This is a genomic window from Nocardia vinacea NBRC 16497, assembly GCF_000308835.1.
Taxonomy (GTDB): domain Bacteria; phylum Actinomycetota; class Actinomycetes; order Mycobacteriales; family Mycobacteriaceae; genus Nocardia; species Nocardia vinacea.
In genome coordinates this window covers 1-13,545 of record NZ_BAGN01000399.1, presented here as the reverse complement: position 1 = coordinate 13,545, position 13,545 = coordinate 1, and the positions used below count along the sequence as shown (strand labels likewise).

14 protein-coding genes are annotated in these 13,545 nt (G+C 65.3%); 11 read left to right on the top strand and 3 right to left on the bottom strand.

Annotation, left to right across the window (positions count from 1 at the left end; all coding sequences use genetic code 11):
* Positions 1-89 precede the first annotated feature (89 nt).
* The 8 genes from ON44_RS37265 (at position 90) to ON44_RS37230 (ending at position 8,671) form a co-directional block, all read left to right on the top strand.
* Positions 90-1,559: a PucR family transcriptional regulator gene (locus ON44_RS37265; protein WP_218007733.1), complete on the top strand. Its 1,470-nt coding sequence runs from the start codon at positions 90-92 to the stop codon at positions 1,557-1,559.
* A gap of 10 nt (positions 1,560-1,569) precedes the next feature.
* The gene (locus ON44_RS37260; RefSeq protein WP_040699278.1) at positions 1,570-2,394 is read left to right on the top strand and encodes an alpha/beta fold hydrolase; all 825 of its coding nucleotides are present in this window, start codon (positions 1,570-1,572) and stop codon (positions 2,392-2,394) included.
* A 153-nt stretch (positions 2,395-2,547) separates the two neighbouring features.
* Positions 2,548-3,156, top strand: a complete 609-nt coding sequence (locus tag ON44_RS37255) for a hypothetical protein (RefSeq protein ID WP_040699273.1) — start codon at positions 2,548-2,550, stop codon at positions 3,154-3,156.
* A gap of 207 nt (positions 3,157-3,363) precedes the next feature.
* Positions 3,364-4,062: a helix-turn-helix transcriptional regulator gene (locus ON44_RS37250; protein ID WP_040699271.1), complete on the top strand. Its 699-nt coding sequence runs from the start codon at positions 3,364-3,366 to the stop codon at positions 4,060-4,062.
* Between the two features lie 97 nt (positions 4,063-4,159).
* Entirely contained in the window at positions 4,160-4,537 is a 378-nt protein-coding gene (locus tag ON44_RS37245) for a VOC family protein (protein ID WP_040699312.1), read from the top strand.
* Between the two features lie 225 nt (positions 4,538-4,762).
* Positions 4,763-6,391, top strand: a complete 1,629-nt coding sequence (locus ON44_RS37240) for an NTF2-like N-terminal transpeptidase domain-containing protein (protein WP_051182881.1) — start codon at positions 4,763-4,765, stop codon at positions 6,389-6,391.
* A 70-nt stretch (positions 6,392-6,461) separates the two neighbouring features.
* Positions 6,462-7,178, top strand: coding sequence for a response regulator transcription factor (locus ON44_RS37235; RefSeq protein WP_040699270.1), 717 nt, complete (start codon positions 6,462-6,464; stop codon positions 7,176-7,178).
* Positions 7,175-8,671, top strand: a complete 1,497-nt coding sequence (locus ON44_RS37230; protein WP_085998691.1) for a sensor histidine kinase — start codon at positions 7,175-7,177, stop codon at positions 8,669-8,671. The genes ON44_RS37235 and ON44_RS37230 overlap by 4 nt, the downstream gene beginning before the upstream one ends.
* Position 8,672: 1 nt before the next feature.
* Here ON44_RS37230 and cqsA read toward each other — a convergent pair whose 3' ends face one another.
* Entirely contained in the window at positions 8,673-9,905 is a 1,233-nt protein-coding gene (gene cqsA, locus ON44_RS37225; protein ID WP_083898386.1) for an alpha-hydroxyketone-type quorum-sensing autoinducer synthase, read from the bottom strand.
* Positions 9,906-10,091: 186 nt separating this feature from the next.
* On the opposite strand from cqsA, the gene ON44_RS53590 reads away from it, so the two are divergent.
* From ON44_RS53590 to ON44_RS37215, 3 genes are all read left to right on the top strand, one after another.
* A complete protein-coding gene (locus ON44_RS53590) occupies positions 10,092-10,424 on the top strand; it encodes a helix-turn-helix domain-containing protein (protein WP_281005363.1) in 333 nt (110 codons plus the stop codon).
* A 95-nt stretch (positions 10,425-10,519) separates the two neighbouring features.
* Positions 10,520-11,176: a response regulator transcription factor gene (locus tag ON44_RS37220; protein ID WP_040699268.1), complete on the top strand. Its 657-nt coding sequence runs from the start codon at positions 10,520-10,522 to the stop codon at positions 11,174-11,176.
* Positions 11,173-12,357 carry a sensor histidine kinase gene (locus ON44_RS37215; protein ID WP_040699267.1) on the top strand — a complete coding sequence of 395 codons (1,185 nt, stop codon included), beginning with the start codon at positions 11,173-11,175 and terminating at the stop codon, positions 12,355-12,357. Before ON44_RS37220 ends, ON44_RS37215 begins: the two co-directional genes overlap by 4 nt.
* A gap of 17 nt (positions 12,358-12,374) precedes the next feature.
* Here the strand turns inward: ON44_RS37215 and ON44_RS37210 are convergent, their stop codons facing one another.
* Positions 12,375-12,767 carry a hemophore-related protein gene (locus tag ON44_RS37210; protein ID WP_051182880.1) on the bottom strand — a complete coding sequence of 131 codons (393 nt, stop codon included), beginning with the start codon at positions 12,765-12,767 and terminating at the stop codon, positions 12,375-12,377.
* 90 nt (positions 12,768-12,857) lie between these two features.
* The gene (locus ON44_RS37205) at positions 12,858-13,493 is read right to left on the bottom strand and encodes a class I SAM-dependent methyltransferase (RefSeq protein ID WP_040699266.1); all 636 of its coding nucleotides are present in this window, start codon (positions 13,491-13,493) and stop codon (positions 12,858-12,860) included.
* Positions 13,494-13,545 lie beyond the last annotated feature (52 nt).

The following is a 13,545-nucleotide window of genomic DNA, read 5'->3' as shown; positions in this document are numbered from 1 at the left end:
TCGTTTGTGTGAATATCCAAAGCGTCGCCGGGCGGGCATGAGCTGGGCTGTTAGCCTCGGCAACTGTGCGACTTAGATCACTTCTGACCATGAACCTCGGTCTCGAGCTCGTCACCGGCGAAGAAGAGCTCGACCGCTTCGTGCGCTGGGTAGTGACCACCGACATGCTCGATCCGAGTCGCTATCTCTCCGGCGGAGAGCTGGTCCTGACCGGGCTGCAATGGCGGCTTTCGCCGGAGGACAGCGAAACCTTCGTGCGCGCACTGGCCCGGGCCGGAGTCGCCGGACTCGCCGCCGGTGACGCCCGCTATGGCGGCGCTCCGCCCGACGTCGTCGAGGCCTGTCAGCGGCATCGGATACCGCTGTTCCGTGTCCGTGAAGATATCGCATTCGCCCAGGTCACCGAGACATTGACCCGCAATCTGTCGACCGGGCGCGCGGCCGACCTGACCGCCATCCTCGACCGCCACCGTCAGCTCGTCTCGGGTACCGGGCTGGGCTCGGTGCTCGAGCTGATCGAACGCGATCTCGGGATGCGCTGCTGGGTCGTCGCGTCCACCGGACGCGTGGTGGCCGGACCCGCCGCGCCGCCGCCGGTCGAGGTCACGGCCGCCTTCCTGAACGCTCGCCGTCTCCCCCACGTGCTGGTCCGAGACAAGGCGCGCTACTCGCTGTTCGCCGTCGACGAGCACAGCACCTCCCGCGCCGCCGACTGGTTCTTGGTCTTCGAAGGCGACTTCAAGGACTGGCCGGAAGAACGTCGCGCCCTGACCGGCGAACTGGCCGCCGTCGTATCGCTCGAACGCGCCCGACTCGACGACCGCCAGAGCGCCGAGGGCCGCCTCGCCCAGGAACTCATCGAACTGATCGTCTCCGACGCCAAACCCGCCGAAATCATTTCCCGCCTGGAACTGACCGGCCTCGGTCCCGCCGAAACCTATATCGCAGTGGCAGCTGGAGCAGATGCCTTGCGCCCCGGCGAATTACGCGTCCTACTGCGCGAAATCCTCTACGGCAAAAGGCCGGCCGCAGGTGTGGTCGACGGTGAAGTCATCGCCCTCATCCCTGCCGACGGCTCCGTGATCAGCGAAATCCACCGCGCCGTAACCGCTTTGGAGCCCGGACTACAGGGGGCTCACCTCTCGATCGGTGTCAGCGGCATCGTCGACGGCGAAGGCCTACGCGGCGCTGTCGAAGAAGCCCGCTACGCACGCCGCCTGGCCGCCGACCGCCCAACCCCCACCACTGTCGTCGGCCACGACGAACTCGCCACCCATATGCTCCTGCTGGCCAGCGTCCCCGACGAAGTCCGCCGCATGTTCCGCCTGCGTCTGCTCGACCCGTTGAGCAGCTACGACCAGGAGAACCGCGCCGACTTGGTGCACACCTTGGAAACCTTCCTCCAGGTGTCCGGCTCGTGGACCAAATGCGCTGAGCTACTTCATGTTCACGTGAATACCTTGCGCTACCGTATCCAACGCATCGAGGAACTGACGGGCCGCGACCTGTCCCGCCTCGAAGACCGCGTCGACTTCTTCCTCGCTCTCGCCCTCCGCTGAAGGGAAACCCATGGACAGCACGGATCTATACATCCCGACCCGGCTCGGAACCTTGCACATCGTCACAACCGGGCACGGCGAACCGCTCGTGATGTGGCCGAGCCTGCTCATGGATGCCGGTCTCTGGGACGCTCAGGTCGCTCACTTCGCCGAGAACTACCTGACCATTGCGGTGGACCCACCCGGCCACGGAAAATCCAGCCCGCTCACCCGCGGCTTCACCTTCGAGGACTGCGCGGGCTGTGTGGTCGACATACTCGACCACCTCGAACTCTCGCGGACCCACTTCATCGGGAACTCATGGGGTGCCATGATCGGCGGCACCTTGGCCGCCGAATTTCCGGACCGCGTCCGATCCGCCATCTTGATGAACGGCACCGCCTCACCGGCCCCGAGTGGTCAGAAACTGCAGTACAGGGCGCTACTGGTCATCGTCGGTATCCTGCGCGGCATCCGCCCGCCGCTCACTCGCTCGGTAGTGAGCGCCTTCCTCGGGCCGACAACCGAAGCCACGCGCCCCGATGTCGTGCGCCGGGTCCTCGATACCGCGCGTCGCAATGATCCGAAATCGGTCGCTCATGCTGTCCGATCCGTGGTGATCGAGCGCCCGGATCAGCGCGACCGCTTCGCCTCCATCGCCTGTCCTACTCTGGTCGTCGGCGGCCGCGAGGATCGCACCTTTCCGGTACCCGAACTGGAGACCATGGCTCGGTCCATTCCCGGCGCGGAGCTGACGGTTATCGAGGGTGCCGCGCACCTCGCCGCCGCCGAGGTTCCCGAGGTCGTCAATCAGTTGGTCGAAACCTTCCTGACGAACTGCGCCGAAGCGCACTGACTCGCACCGGTCTTGCGTACGGTCGCGCCACGGCGAACGATTAGCTGTGCGGTGGCCGTGTTCGCGGGCCGTGCGGTCCGAGCACCCTCGGTGGACCACGACGCGTCAGCCTCGCTACAGAGCGGAGTGATCCCTCCGCACTAGGAGGACTCGATGTTCATCCAAGTTATTCAAGGAAAGGTTTCCGACGCCGATCGGCTGCGTCGGTGTATGGATCGGTGGACCGAGGAATTGCAGCCGGGAGCCGTCGGCTATCTCGGGACGACCAGCGGGTTGTGCAATGACGGAACGTTCATTGCATTGGCGAGGTTCGAATCCGAAGAAGCGGCGCGGCGCAATAGCAATCGTCCGGAGCAGGGCGCGTGGTGGGCCGAGACCGAGCAGTGCTTCGACGGACCGGTGCAGTTCATGGATTGCCCCGAGGTGACGCAGTGGCTGGGCGGTGGCTCGGATCAAGCCGGGTTCGTCCAGGTCATGGAGGGACACACGCGCAATCCACGTCGCATGCGCGAACTGCTCGCCGAAGGCACCGAGCGCATCCACGAACTGCGCCCCGAAATTCTCGGCGGCACCTTGGCGACATATGGCAGCGACGGTTACGTCGAGGCCGTCTACTTCACCTCCGAGGCCGAGGCCCGCGCCCACGAAAAGTTGGAGATTCCAGACGATCTGCGCACCCTGTTCGAGGAGGAAAGCGATCTCATGGGCGAAGTCGAATACTTCGACCTACACGAACCGATGCTGGTCTCCCCCCGCCGCTGACCCGAGCCGTCGCATATCCAATGACGCCCTCGCATAGGTTGGGTGGCCTGTGCGACGGCGTCGATGCGTGTGCGACACCGTCGACCGATACCCAAATGTGTTGCGTCGGGGGCAAACTCGAGTTGTGGGACAGTTGATCGGCTGGGCACGATCCAGCGCCGTGAACGCATAGCGTTTCATGTCGGTGGTCGGCGCTAGCGTGGCGGCGTGAACCGTACGGATCGGCTGTATGCGATTGTCGAGGAGTTGCGGGCGGTAGCGCCGCGGATGCGGACCGCGCGAGAGTTGGCGCAGCGTTATGAGGTGAGCGTTCGTACGATCGAACGCGATATCGCGGCCTTGCAGCAGGCAAGTATTCCGATCTACGCGGATGTCGGCAGACGCGGTGGGTACGCGTTGGAGAAGAGCATGTCGCTGCCGCCACTCAACTTCACGGCGGCGGAAGCGGTCGCACTCGCCGTGGCTTTGGCGCGCAGCGAGGCGACGCCCTTCGACCAGGCGGGGCGCAGCGCGTTGCGCAAGATTCTCGGGGTTATGTCGGAGCGCAATGCGGCCGCCGCGCGCGACCTCGCCGCGCGGGTTCGGTTGCTGGATCCGGTGGATGCGCCGCCCGTCCAGGCCATTCCGTCGGTCATCGGGCAGTCGATCGAAGCGGGGCGAGTGCTGCGGATCAGCTATTCGGATCGCTTCGGCGCGGCCAGCGACCGGGAGGTCGAGCCGACGGCATTCCTCAACGGATCACACGGCTGGTATCTCATCGCGTGGTGCCGGTTGCGTGCGGAGTCCCGCTGTTTCCGTCTGGACCGAATCCGCACGGTGATCATGACGGATACACCGATCCCGCCGCGCCCGCTCACCCCTTCGGATATTCCGAAGGACCTCGAACTCCGCACCGTCGCGCTGTGAGACGAAATCGGCGGGAAACACCGACAGGGGGTTGTCGCCGCGCCGGGAGATCGTGATCGGGCAAGACACCGATACCCGATCGCGAGGAGACGACACGGTGAGCACTCCCCCTTTCAACACGGTTGCCTGGTTCCAGGTCGGCAGCGATAAGCCGCAGGAGGTCGAGAAGTTCTACGGCGACCTGTTCGGCTGGAGCTTCGCCGCCGATCCGAATGCCGATGGCTACAACTTGGTCAGCTACCCCGCGAGCGAGGCACCCAGCGGGGGCATCTCGCACACCCCCGACGCCTCGGCCAATCACGCGACCTTCTTCGTACTCGTTCAGGATGTGCCTGCTACGGTCGCCGCCGCCGAAAAGCTGGGCGGAAAGGTGTCGGTCCCACCGATCACCGGCAAGGACGGCCTCGTCTTCGCGCACATCCTCGACACCTCCGGCAACGACTTCGGCATCTTCAGCCCACCGCCGCAGTCGTGATCCGACGGGACCCCGGCCATCGGCCGGGGTCCCCTGGTCGGCTCGAACTTTGTTGTGCGGAGCCAACATAAGGCCCATATCTCGAGTCCATCGCAATTCGGCGGCTATCCGATTTATCGAATGGATGGCTGCCGAATGCGCGGGCTAGCCTCGAAGTCCATTGCGCTGCGTTATCGGATGCTGACGACCATCAATCGCGGTTGAACTCGAGAATCGAGGATCCCGATGAGCAATTCCCCGGGCATCGGACCGCACATGAGCCGCACACGTTGGTCGGCGGCCCTCGGCGCAGCGATTCTCGCGGTGGCACTCAGCGGGTGCGCCTGTTCGTTCGGCGAGTATCCGGATGACGCGAGGGTGGCGGTTGAACAGTTCACCGAGCTACTGAACAAGCGGGATGCGGATAGCGCCGCGAAATTGACCACCCAACCGAGCAACGCCGCCACATCGCTGCGACAGGTGTTCGAGGGATTGGGCCCCGGCGCTCCGGACTTCCGTTTGTCGCAATTCATCGCATTGGATTCCACGGAGGGAATCTTCGCCCTGCGGGGCGCCTGGGCCTTCGGACGCGATCGAAACTGGGTCTATGACGCGCAGGGCACGGTTCGAAAGTTGGCGACCGGTTGGCGAATCTCCTGGGAGCCCACCATCGCTATGCCCCAACTCGACAACACCCGCAAGGTCCACCTGGTAAAGGCCTACCCAACGCCGCCGCCTGTGGTGAAGGACAGTCTCGGACAAACGTTGATGACCGAGCAGATCATCGCCGTGGTCCAACTCGATCCCGCCCGCATCACCGATCCGGTCGCCACCACCGACGCGCTGGCGAAGGCCATCGAACCGGTCGCCCCGCTGATCACCGGGGCGTCCTTGCGCGCGCAACTCGCCGCCGCCAAGGGTCAACCGGTCGTCGCGGTGAATCTGCGGCAGGACGACTTCGCGGTTCTCGAACCGGACATCACACCGATTCCCGGGGTGGTGGCGCAGCCGCAGCCACGGCTGATCTCCGCCGACCGGCGCATCCAATCACCCATGCTCGACGCACTGCGCACGGTGTGGCAGGACAACCGGGACCGGACCGCGGGCTGGGCGGTGCAGCTATCGGGACCCGACGGGCTTCCGATCGCCAATATCGCCGGACAGCAGGGCACACCGGCGCCGGATGTGTCCGCAACCCTGGACCCGTACTGGCAGCGCGCCGCCCAGGATGCGGTCAACTACGTCGGGAATCCGGCGGCCGTCGTCGCAATCCGCCCCGCGACCGGAGCCATTGTCGCCGTCGCCGAGAACAATGCGGCGAGCACGAACGAACCGGTCGCCTTCGCCGGGCTTGCCCCGATCGGCGGCATTTCCGAACTACTGCGGACAGCCGCGGCCACCATCGCGCACAAACCGCCGCAGAACGTATCCCTCGACGAGATCACCCAGGCCGCCCGCATGCTCGGTCTCGGCACCGATTTCGAGCTGACGGGTCTGGGCAAGGTGAGTTCGCGAATCCCGGCCCCGAGCACCGAAGAGGTCCGACGCAGCGGCCGGGCGAGCGAAATCCAGGCCAGCCCCTACGGTATGGCGATCCTCACCGCCGCCATCGCCAATGGACGCATCACCCCACCCATGATCGAAATCGGCTGCCCGGCGACGACTTCCGCCGAATCGAGTCCGCTGCCCGCCGCGGTGGTCGACCAACTCCGGGGCCTGATCGGCGGCGGCGGATACGTCACCACCGCAGGCGGGCAGGGCTGGCTGCTCGCCAATACCGGCGAGTTGGCCTTCGCACTCCATGTCGAGGATCCGGACAGTAGCACCACCCTCCGCAACGCAGCCGAACGCATTTTCCATCCGGACCTCGGATAGGTCGACAGCTCACAGCCAACACCCAGCTTGTCCTGAGCTCCGACCTTGCTCGGCCCGTCACGCTAGTGGAATGAGCAGAGCAGAGCCGGAGGCACGCATTCTCGTCATCGATGATGAGCCGATGATTGTCGAGCTCCTTGCGGTGAGTCTGCGATTTCAGGGGTTCGAGGTGGTCACCGCGATCAGCGGGACGGACGGGCTGGACAAGGTACGCCGGTTCCGGCCGGACGCGCTGATCGTGGATGTGATGATGCCGGGCATGGACGGGTTCGGGCTGTTGCGGCGGCTGCGCGCGGACGGAGTCGATGCGCCGGTGCTGTTCCTGTCCGCGCGCGACGAGGTCGACGACAAACTCACCGGACTGACCCTCGGCGCCGACGACTACGTCACCAAACCGTTCAGCCTCGAGGAGGTGATCGCCCGGCTGCGGGCCATCCTGCGGCGATCGGGCAAGGATGCCGTCGCGGACCTGTCCGCCCGCATCACGCTGGGCGATATCGAACTCGACGAGGACAGTCACGAAGTCTGGAAAGCCGGTGTGCCGGTGGCATTGTCGCCCACCGAATTCACGTTGCTGCGGTATTTCATGGTGAATTCGGGCAAGGTGCTCAGCAAGGCGAAGATCCTGGATCACGTGTGGCGCTACGACTTCGGCGGTGACGCGGGCGTGGTCGAGTCGTATGTGTCGTATCTGCGGCGCAAGGTCGATACCACCGAACCGAAGCTCATCCACACGCTGCGCGGCGTCGGCTATGTGCTGCGCGCACCGCAGCCGAGTCGGATATGAGACTGCGCGAATCACTCACCCGGCGGGTGTCGGCCATCCCGCTGCGGGTGGGGCTTGTTGTCGCCCTGGTCTTCCTGGCGGCCATGGTGCTGCTGTCCACGGGTTTCGCGGTGACCTCCGCCTTGAGTCGATCGCTGACCGCGCGCACCGACGAGCAGCTCTACGATGCCGCTCGCTCGTGGGCCCAACCACGCGAGATGAAGCAGGTCGTCACGAATGACGGTGCGACGGTGTGGGTTCCGGCCGACCTGCCGCAGGCGCCGACCCCTCGGCTGTTCACCGATCAACCCCGCCGCTTCTACGAGTTGCACAAAGGCCCTGAGGGACAGACCTATCCGGGCACCTCGGTCACGGTCGCCGGCATCGGCACCACACCGGATATCGACGGAAATACGGCATCGGTCCCCACGACCGTCGGCTCGACCGACGGATCCGAGGTACGGTGGCGCGCCCTGACCACCAGCAACCAGTACGGCTCGACGACCATCGCGCTACCGCTCACCGATAACCAGGAAACGGTATCGCGCTTGATCTACTTCGAACTCGGCACCGGAGCGGCCGCACTGATCGCGCTCGGTGTGGTCGGGTATTTCGTCGTGCGACGCAGCCTGCGACCGCTGCGCAACGTCGAGAAAACCGCGGCGGCGATCGCGGGCGGCGATCTGCACCGGCGCGTTCCGGTGCGTGGTGTCGATACCGAGGTCGACCGGTTGGCGCGGTCGTTGAATGCGATGCTCGCGCAGATCCAGCACGGCGTCGCGGCCACCGAGGCCTCCGAGGAAGACGCCCGGCGCTCGGAGCGCCGGATGCGCCAGTTCATCGCCGACGCCAGCCACGAATTGCGCACTCCACTCACCACGATTCGCGGTTTCGCCGAGCTCTACCGCCAAGGCGCGAGCACCGATGCGTCCATGGTGGTCGGCCGCATCGAGGCCGAGGCCGAGCGCATGGGCCTGCTGGTCGAGGACCTGCTCATGCTCGCGCGGCTGGATGCCAAACGCCCACTCGACCGCAGTCAGGTGGATCTGCTGACGCTCGCCGGCGATGCGGTGCACAATGCGCAGGCCATGGCGGCGCGGCAGCAACCTCAACGCCCGATCACCCTGGAGGTCCGTCCCGGCGCAGGCACCATGGACGTGACCGGCGACGAGGCGCGATTGCGGCAGGTGCTGGCCAATCTGCTCGGTAACGCGCTGGCCCACACTCCGGCCACCGCCGCGATCACCGTGCGGCTCACCCCGTCTCCGGATAACGTGCGCATCGATGTCATCGACACCGGCCCCGGCCTGACGCCGGAGGCCGCCGCCCGCGTCTTCGAACGGTTCTATCGCACCGATGACTCGCGAACCCGGGCCAGTGGCGGAACGGGTTTGGGGCTATCGATCGTGCAGGCCCTTGTGGCGGCGCACGGCGGTCGGGTGAGCGTGGACAGCGAGCCGGGCAACGGCGCGACCTTCACGATGATCCTGCCGCGTGCGACGGCCGCCATATAGCTCACTGCGTCGGCACGAGTTGCGCTGGCGTCGGTGCGGGCCTCGGCCTTTCATAACGCATTGGCGCCATCGCGCCGAAGTTGTTGCGAACGTCGGTGCATACCTGGATGAGCCGATCCACTTGCATATCGGTGAGCCCCGCATGCAGCGAGAAGCGGATGCGCGCGCGGTCGGGCGCGGTAGCGGGCCAGCACAGGACCGAACCGAAAACGCCACGGGCCTCCAGGAAGTCGCGGATGGCGATGGTGCGCTCATCCGAACCGGTCTGCAGAGCGACGATATGGCTGGCCGAACCCTCCAGATCGAATTCCAACGCCATCAGCGCACGGCGCACGACAGCGGAGATCTCGCGCAGCCGGACCCGCCGCCACTCGTCGGTGCGAATCACATCGAGAGTCGCGGCCAGACCGGCGATATCGTGCGGCAGCAGTGTCGCGGAGAAGACCGCGGGATCGGATTCCATCTTGAAGTAGTCGACGAAATCGATATTGTGCGCGGCTACGAATCCGGCACGTCCAGCGAAAGCCGTTGCGAGGCTGGCGATCCGGAATGGCACCCGGTCGGTGAGGCCGAGCGCGACCACCATGCCCGCACCGTACGGCCCGTCGGTGCCGAGCGAATGCGATTCGTCGACCACCAGCACACTGCCGGTTTCGTCGGCGACATCGCAGATCTGGGTCAGTGGACAGCGACTCCCGTTGCTGCTGTAGATCGAATCCACCGCGATGATGCCGGGTCCGTGCTTGCGAATCTCGTCGCGCAGATGGCCAGGAAAATTGTGCCGGAACGAATATACCGGCGCACCAGCAGTTTTCGCGCCGTGCCACAGCGACATATGCGCAATGTGATCGACATAGACCGGCGTATGCGAGTCGGCGATCGACTGCATCAATCCGGCATTCGCATCCCAGCCCGACTGACACAGAATTCCGCCCGCCGCCCGCATATGTTCGGCAAGCGTTGTTTCCAACGCGATCTGCGGATGGTCGGGACCGTGCAGGAAGACGCCCGACGGGGGCGCTCCCCCGCTCGCATACTGCAACGCCGCGCACATCGCACCGACGATATGCGGCTCGTGGGCAAGCGCGAGATAGTCATTGCTGGTCAGCACGACGTCACCAGGCCTCGGTTTACGGCCGTGCAGAATATGCCGTCCGCCCCATGCGATCGCGAGCCGTTCCCTATGGAATCGGTTGACGCGAAGGAATATGCGGTCGGCGACCGACATTGTCATCTGAACTCCTTTCACTGCTATCAGCTACCTGGATGTTCGTTAGTGCACAGTCGCTTACAGCGGAGGTGAATGCGAGCGTGGCCGGGGCGCCGAGAACCGAGTGTTCCCTGGACCGGACACTAGCGCTGCTCGATGTACTGGCGCAGAATCGTAATCGGTGCGCCGCCATGATGTTATCGTGAACGTGTGCAGCTTCGATACAGCTACCGCCTCTACCCGACATCGGGTCAGCAGACGAAGTTGGCGAAGGCATTCGGGTGCGCTCGTGTCGTCTTCAACGATGCGCTTTCATCACGGCGGCATGCATACGCGGACATGAACGCGGCAACCAACATCCTCGCGGCTGGTCAGACCGAGAGGTTAAACGCCTGTGAAGGCCAGGTAGGACCAGCCCCCGGGCTGGCACCGGCCGTTGAAGCAGGAACCCACCAAGACAGCTCCACGGCTGTGGTAGGAATCCTCACCTCTGATGGCGGGGCGGATGTCAATACAGAGCACACATCGAGTCGGTCGTCGTAAATCACTCCCTCGCCACATGTGCCGAAATCAGCGGCTCGCCCCGGAGTCTGTCGCACTAACAGCGGCCTAACAGCGACAACAGGCACGATGGTCGGGTGCGGGTACTGGTGGTCGAGGACGAGCAGTTGCTGGCCGACGCGATAGCCGATGGGCTGCGGCGGCATGCGATGGCGGTCGATGTGGTGTACGACGGCGCGGATGCGCTGGAGCGGGTCGGCGTGAACGACTATGACGTGATCGTGTTGGATCGCGATCTACCGACGGTATCCGGGGATATCGTCTGCACCTCGCTCACCGAGGCAGGCAGCGACGCCAGGATTCTGATGCTGACGGCCGCCGCGGCGGTGGCCGAGCGAGTCGCGGGGCTCGGCCTCGGCGCCGACGACTACCTGACCAAACCGTTCGCATTCGCGGAATTGGTGGCCCGCATTCAGGCGCTGGGGCGACGGGCGCGGCCCGCGACACCGCTGGTGCTCGAGCGGGCCGGGATTCGGCTCGACCCGCACCGGCGTGCTGTCACCCGCGACGGTGAGCCGGTTTCGTTGTCGCGCAAGGAGTTCGCGGTACTGGCCGAACTATTGCGTGCCGACGGCGGGGTGGTGTCGGCGGAGCAGTTATTGGAGAAGGCATGGGACGAGAACATCGATCCGTTCACGGGGGTGGTGCGGTACACGATCATGATGGTGCGCCGGAAGTTGGGCGATCCACCGGTGATCGAAACCGAGGCGGGCGTGGGGTACCGCGTCCGATGAGGGGCCGCACCATTCGGCTCCGGCTCACCCTGCTGTACGCGGGCGCGTTCTTCATCGCCGGGGCGATTCTGGTTGCGCTCATGTATTTCTACCTCGATCGGTCGCTGGATCGGCGACACGGGATGGGTGCCCAGATCCTCGTGCGCGAGTATCTGGCCAAGCGGAATCGCCCGATCGTCACCGAGGAGTTGTACACGGCACTCACCGCGCAGGCCGCCAAGGAGCGCCGCGATACGTTGGAGGCGATGCTTGTTTGGTCCCTGGTCTGCCTGGGCGCGATCGGGATCGTCGCGGGTGGACTGGGTTGGCTGCTGGCCGGGCGGGCCCTGCATCCGCTGCAGCAGATCACGGCGACCGCGCGCCGGGTGGCCGATCGCAGCCTGCACGAGCGGATCGCGCTGACCGGACCCGATGACGAAATCAAGGATCTTGCGGACACTTTCGACGCCATGCTGGAACGGTTGGATCGCGCCTTCGACGGTCAGCGGCGCTTCGTCGCCAATGCCTCACATGAACTGCGCACACCGTTGACTATCAATCGCACGTTGATCGAAGTGGCGCTGGACGATCCCGACGCACCCGAATCGACGCGTCGGCTCGGGGCAACGCTTTTGGAGGTCAATAATCGGCACGAGCGGCTGATCGACGGATTGCTGGTGCTCGCGAGCAGTGAGCAGCGGCTCATCGAGCGCAGTCGGGTCGATCTGGCCGAGGTGGTCCGTCGGGTGGTCACTGTCGCGGGTGATGCCGCCGGCCGGGCCGGTATCGAGATCCGCATCGATGTCGAGGCGGCTCCGGTCTCCGGTGATCCGGTATTGCTGGAACGTCTCGCACAGAACCTGGTGGACAACGCGATTCGCTACAATATCGATGAAAATGGTTGGGTCTCAATCAGTTCCGTTAGCACCGGGGGCAAGGCCCAACTCGTCGTACAGAATACCGGCCCGGTAGTGCCTGCCTTCGAAGTCGAGGGGCTCTTCGAACCGTTCCGCAGACTGGCGTCCGGCGAGCGGGTCGCCGAATCGGCGCATGCACCGAACAGCCGGGGCGCGGGGCTGGGTCTGTCGATCGTGCGATCGGTCGCGCACGCACACGGTGGCGAGGTCCGGGCGACCGCGCGGCCCGAGGGCGGGCTCAGCGTCACGGTCACCATCGAAAACCGAACGGGCGACGCCGGATAGCGCCGCCCGCGTTCGACTCAGTAGTTGTGGCAGGTGTTCGCGATCTGGCGCAGCTTGTCGATCTTCTGCTGGCCCTCGGGCGAATTGCGCTTCTCCTCGATCTTGGTCCGCGCATTCGGGTGGTTATCGATCCACTGCTGGGCGCGCTGCTTGCGCTGCTCGACCGGCAGCCCGAGGAATTCCTGCAGCTTCGCCTTGCGATCGGGATGGCTGTCGAGGCGTTCGGCGAGCTTGGGCGCCTCGGCGTGAATGGCCGCATCCACCTGCGCGAAGCTGCATGTCGTCTCGATCAGTCCGCCGCCGATGCCCGGTTGCGCCGAAGCGGTTCCAGGAACCAGTAGCGCCCCCGCCGCGAGCAGACCGCCGAGTGCAACAGCGGTTCGCACGAATCCGGTACGGGTGTATGTCATGACGAATGACCCTTTCCATTGGCGATCGGATCACGGCAGGCAGTGCCGCGACCCGATGCACAGTCCACCAGGCCGGGTGTTTGCACAGCGCTAGGAACGGCGCACGCGGGCAAGCCAAGCCGCCTCATCGACAATGCTGCCCGGGGTAAGGCCGAGTTCCTGCGCCTCGACGACGGCCTCGCTGACGCGTCCGCGATACCGTGCGGGCTTCAGTTCTTCCAAATCCCAGCCCGGGCCGAACGCGTCGGAGATCGCGGAGCGGCTGATGCGCGGACCGAAGCCGGGTTCGGCATCCGAGAGCGCGAGGATGTGCAGGTACCCGCCGGGCTTCAGGACCCGGTGCAGGCTGCGCAGATAATCGGTCGGATCGCCGTTGTCGTGGGCGAAGACATGGAACAGCGCACTGTCGAGAATGGTGTCGTAGCGCGGCTCGTCCCCCAGATTCAGCGCATCGGCCACCTCGAACCGCGCGGCTGCACCGCGTTCCCGCGCATTGGCCCTCGCGTATGCGATCGCACTCGGCGCGAGATCCACCCCGAGCACATCATGGCCGAGCTCGGTCAGCCAAATGGTGTGCTCACCGGCACCACACCCCACATCGAGCACCGCACCCCGAATCCACCCCTGTTCGATCAGCTCGAGCACCGCGGGCTGTGGCTGCCCGATCACCCATGGAGCGGACCCATTGTCATAGACGGCATTCCAGAATTCAGGCGGTCGATTCATAACCCCAGCCTTCAACCTCAACCAGGGTTCATGTCAACCCAACCGGGCTACA

Bases quoted from the DNA above. Each gene is read 5' to 3' on its own strand.
- ON44_RS37265 (WP_218007733.1), top strand. From the start codon at position 90: ATGAACCTCGGTCTCGAGCTCGTCACCGGCGAAGAAGAGCTCGACCGC.
- ON44_RS37260 (WP_040699278.1), top strand. From the start codon at position 1,570: ATGGACAGCACGGATCTATACATCCCGACCCGGCTCGGAACCTTGCAC.
- ON44_RS37255 (WP_040699273.1), top strand. From the start codon at position 2,548: ATGTTCATCCAAGTTATTCAAGGAAAGGTTTCCGACGCCGATCGGCTG.
- ON44_RS37240 (WP_051182881.1), top strand. From the start codon at position 4,763: ATGAGCAATTCCCCGGGCATCGGACCGCACATGAGCCGCACACGTTGG.
- ON44_RS37235 (WP_040699270.1), top strand. From the start codon at position 6,462: ATGAGCAGAGCAGAGCCGGAGGCACGCATTCTCGTCATCGATGATGAG.
- ON44_RS37230 (WP_085998691.1), top strand. From the start codon at position 7,175: ATGAGACTGCGCGAATCACTCACCCGGCGGGTGTCGGCCATCCCGCTG.
- cqsA (WP_083898386.1), bottom strand. From the start codon at position 9,905: ATGACAATGTCGGTCGCCGACCGCATATTCCTTCGCGTCAACCGATTC.
- ON44_RS37215 (WP_040699267.1), top strand. From the start codon at position 11,173: ATGAGGGGCCGCACCATTCGGCTCCGGCTCACCCTGCTGTACGCGGGC.
- ON44_RS37210 (WP_051182880.1), bottom strand. From the start codon at position 12,767: ATGACATACACCCGTACCGGATTCGTGCGAACCGCTGTTGCACTCGGC.
- ON44_RS37205 (WP_040699266.1), bottom strand. From the start codon at position 13,493: ATGAATCGACCGCCTGAATTCTGGAATGCCGTCTATGACAATGGGTCC.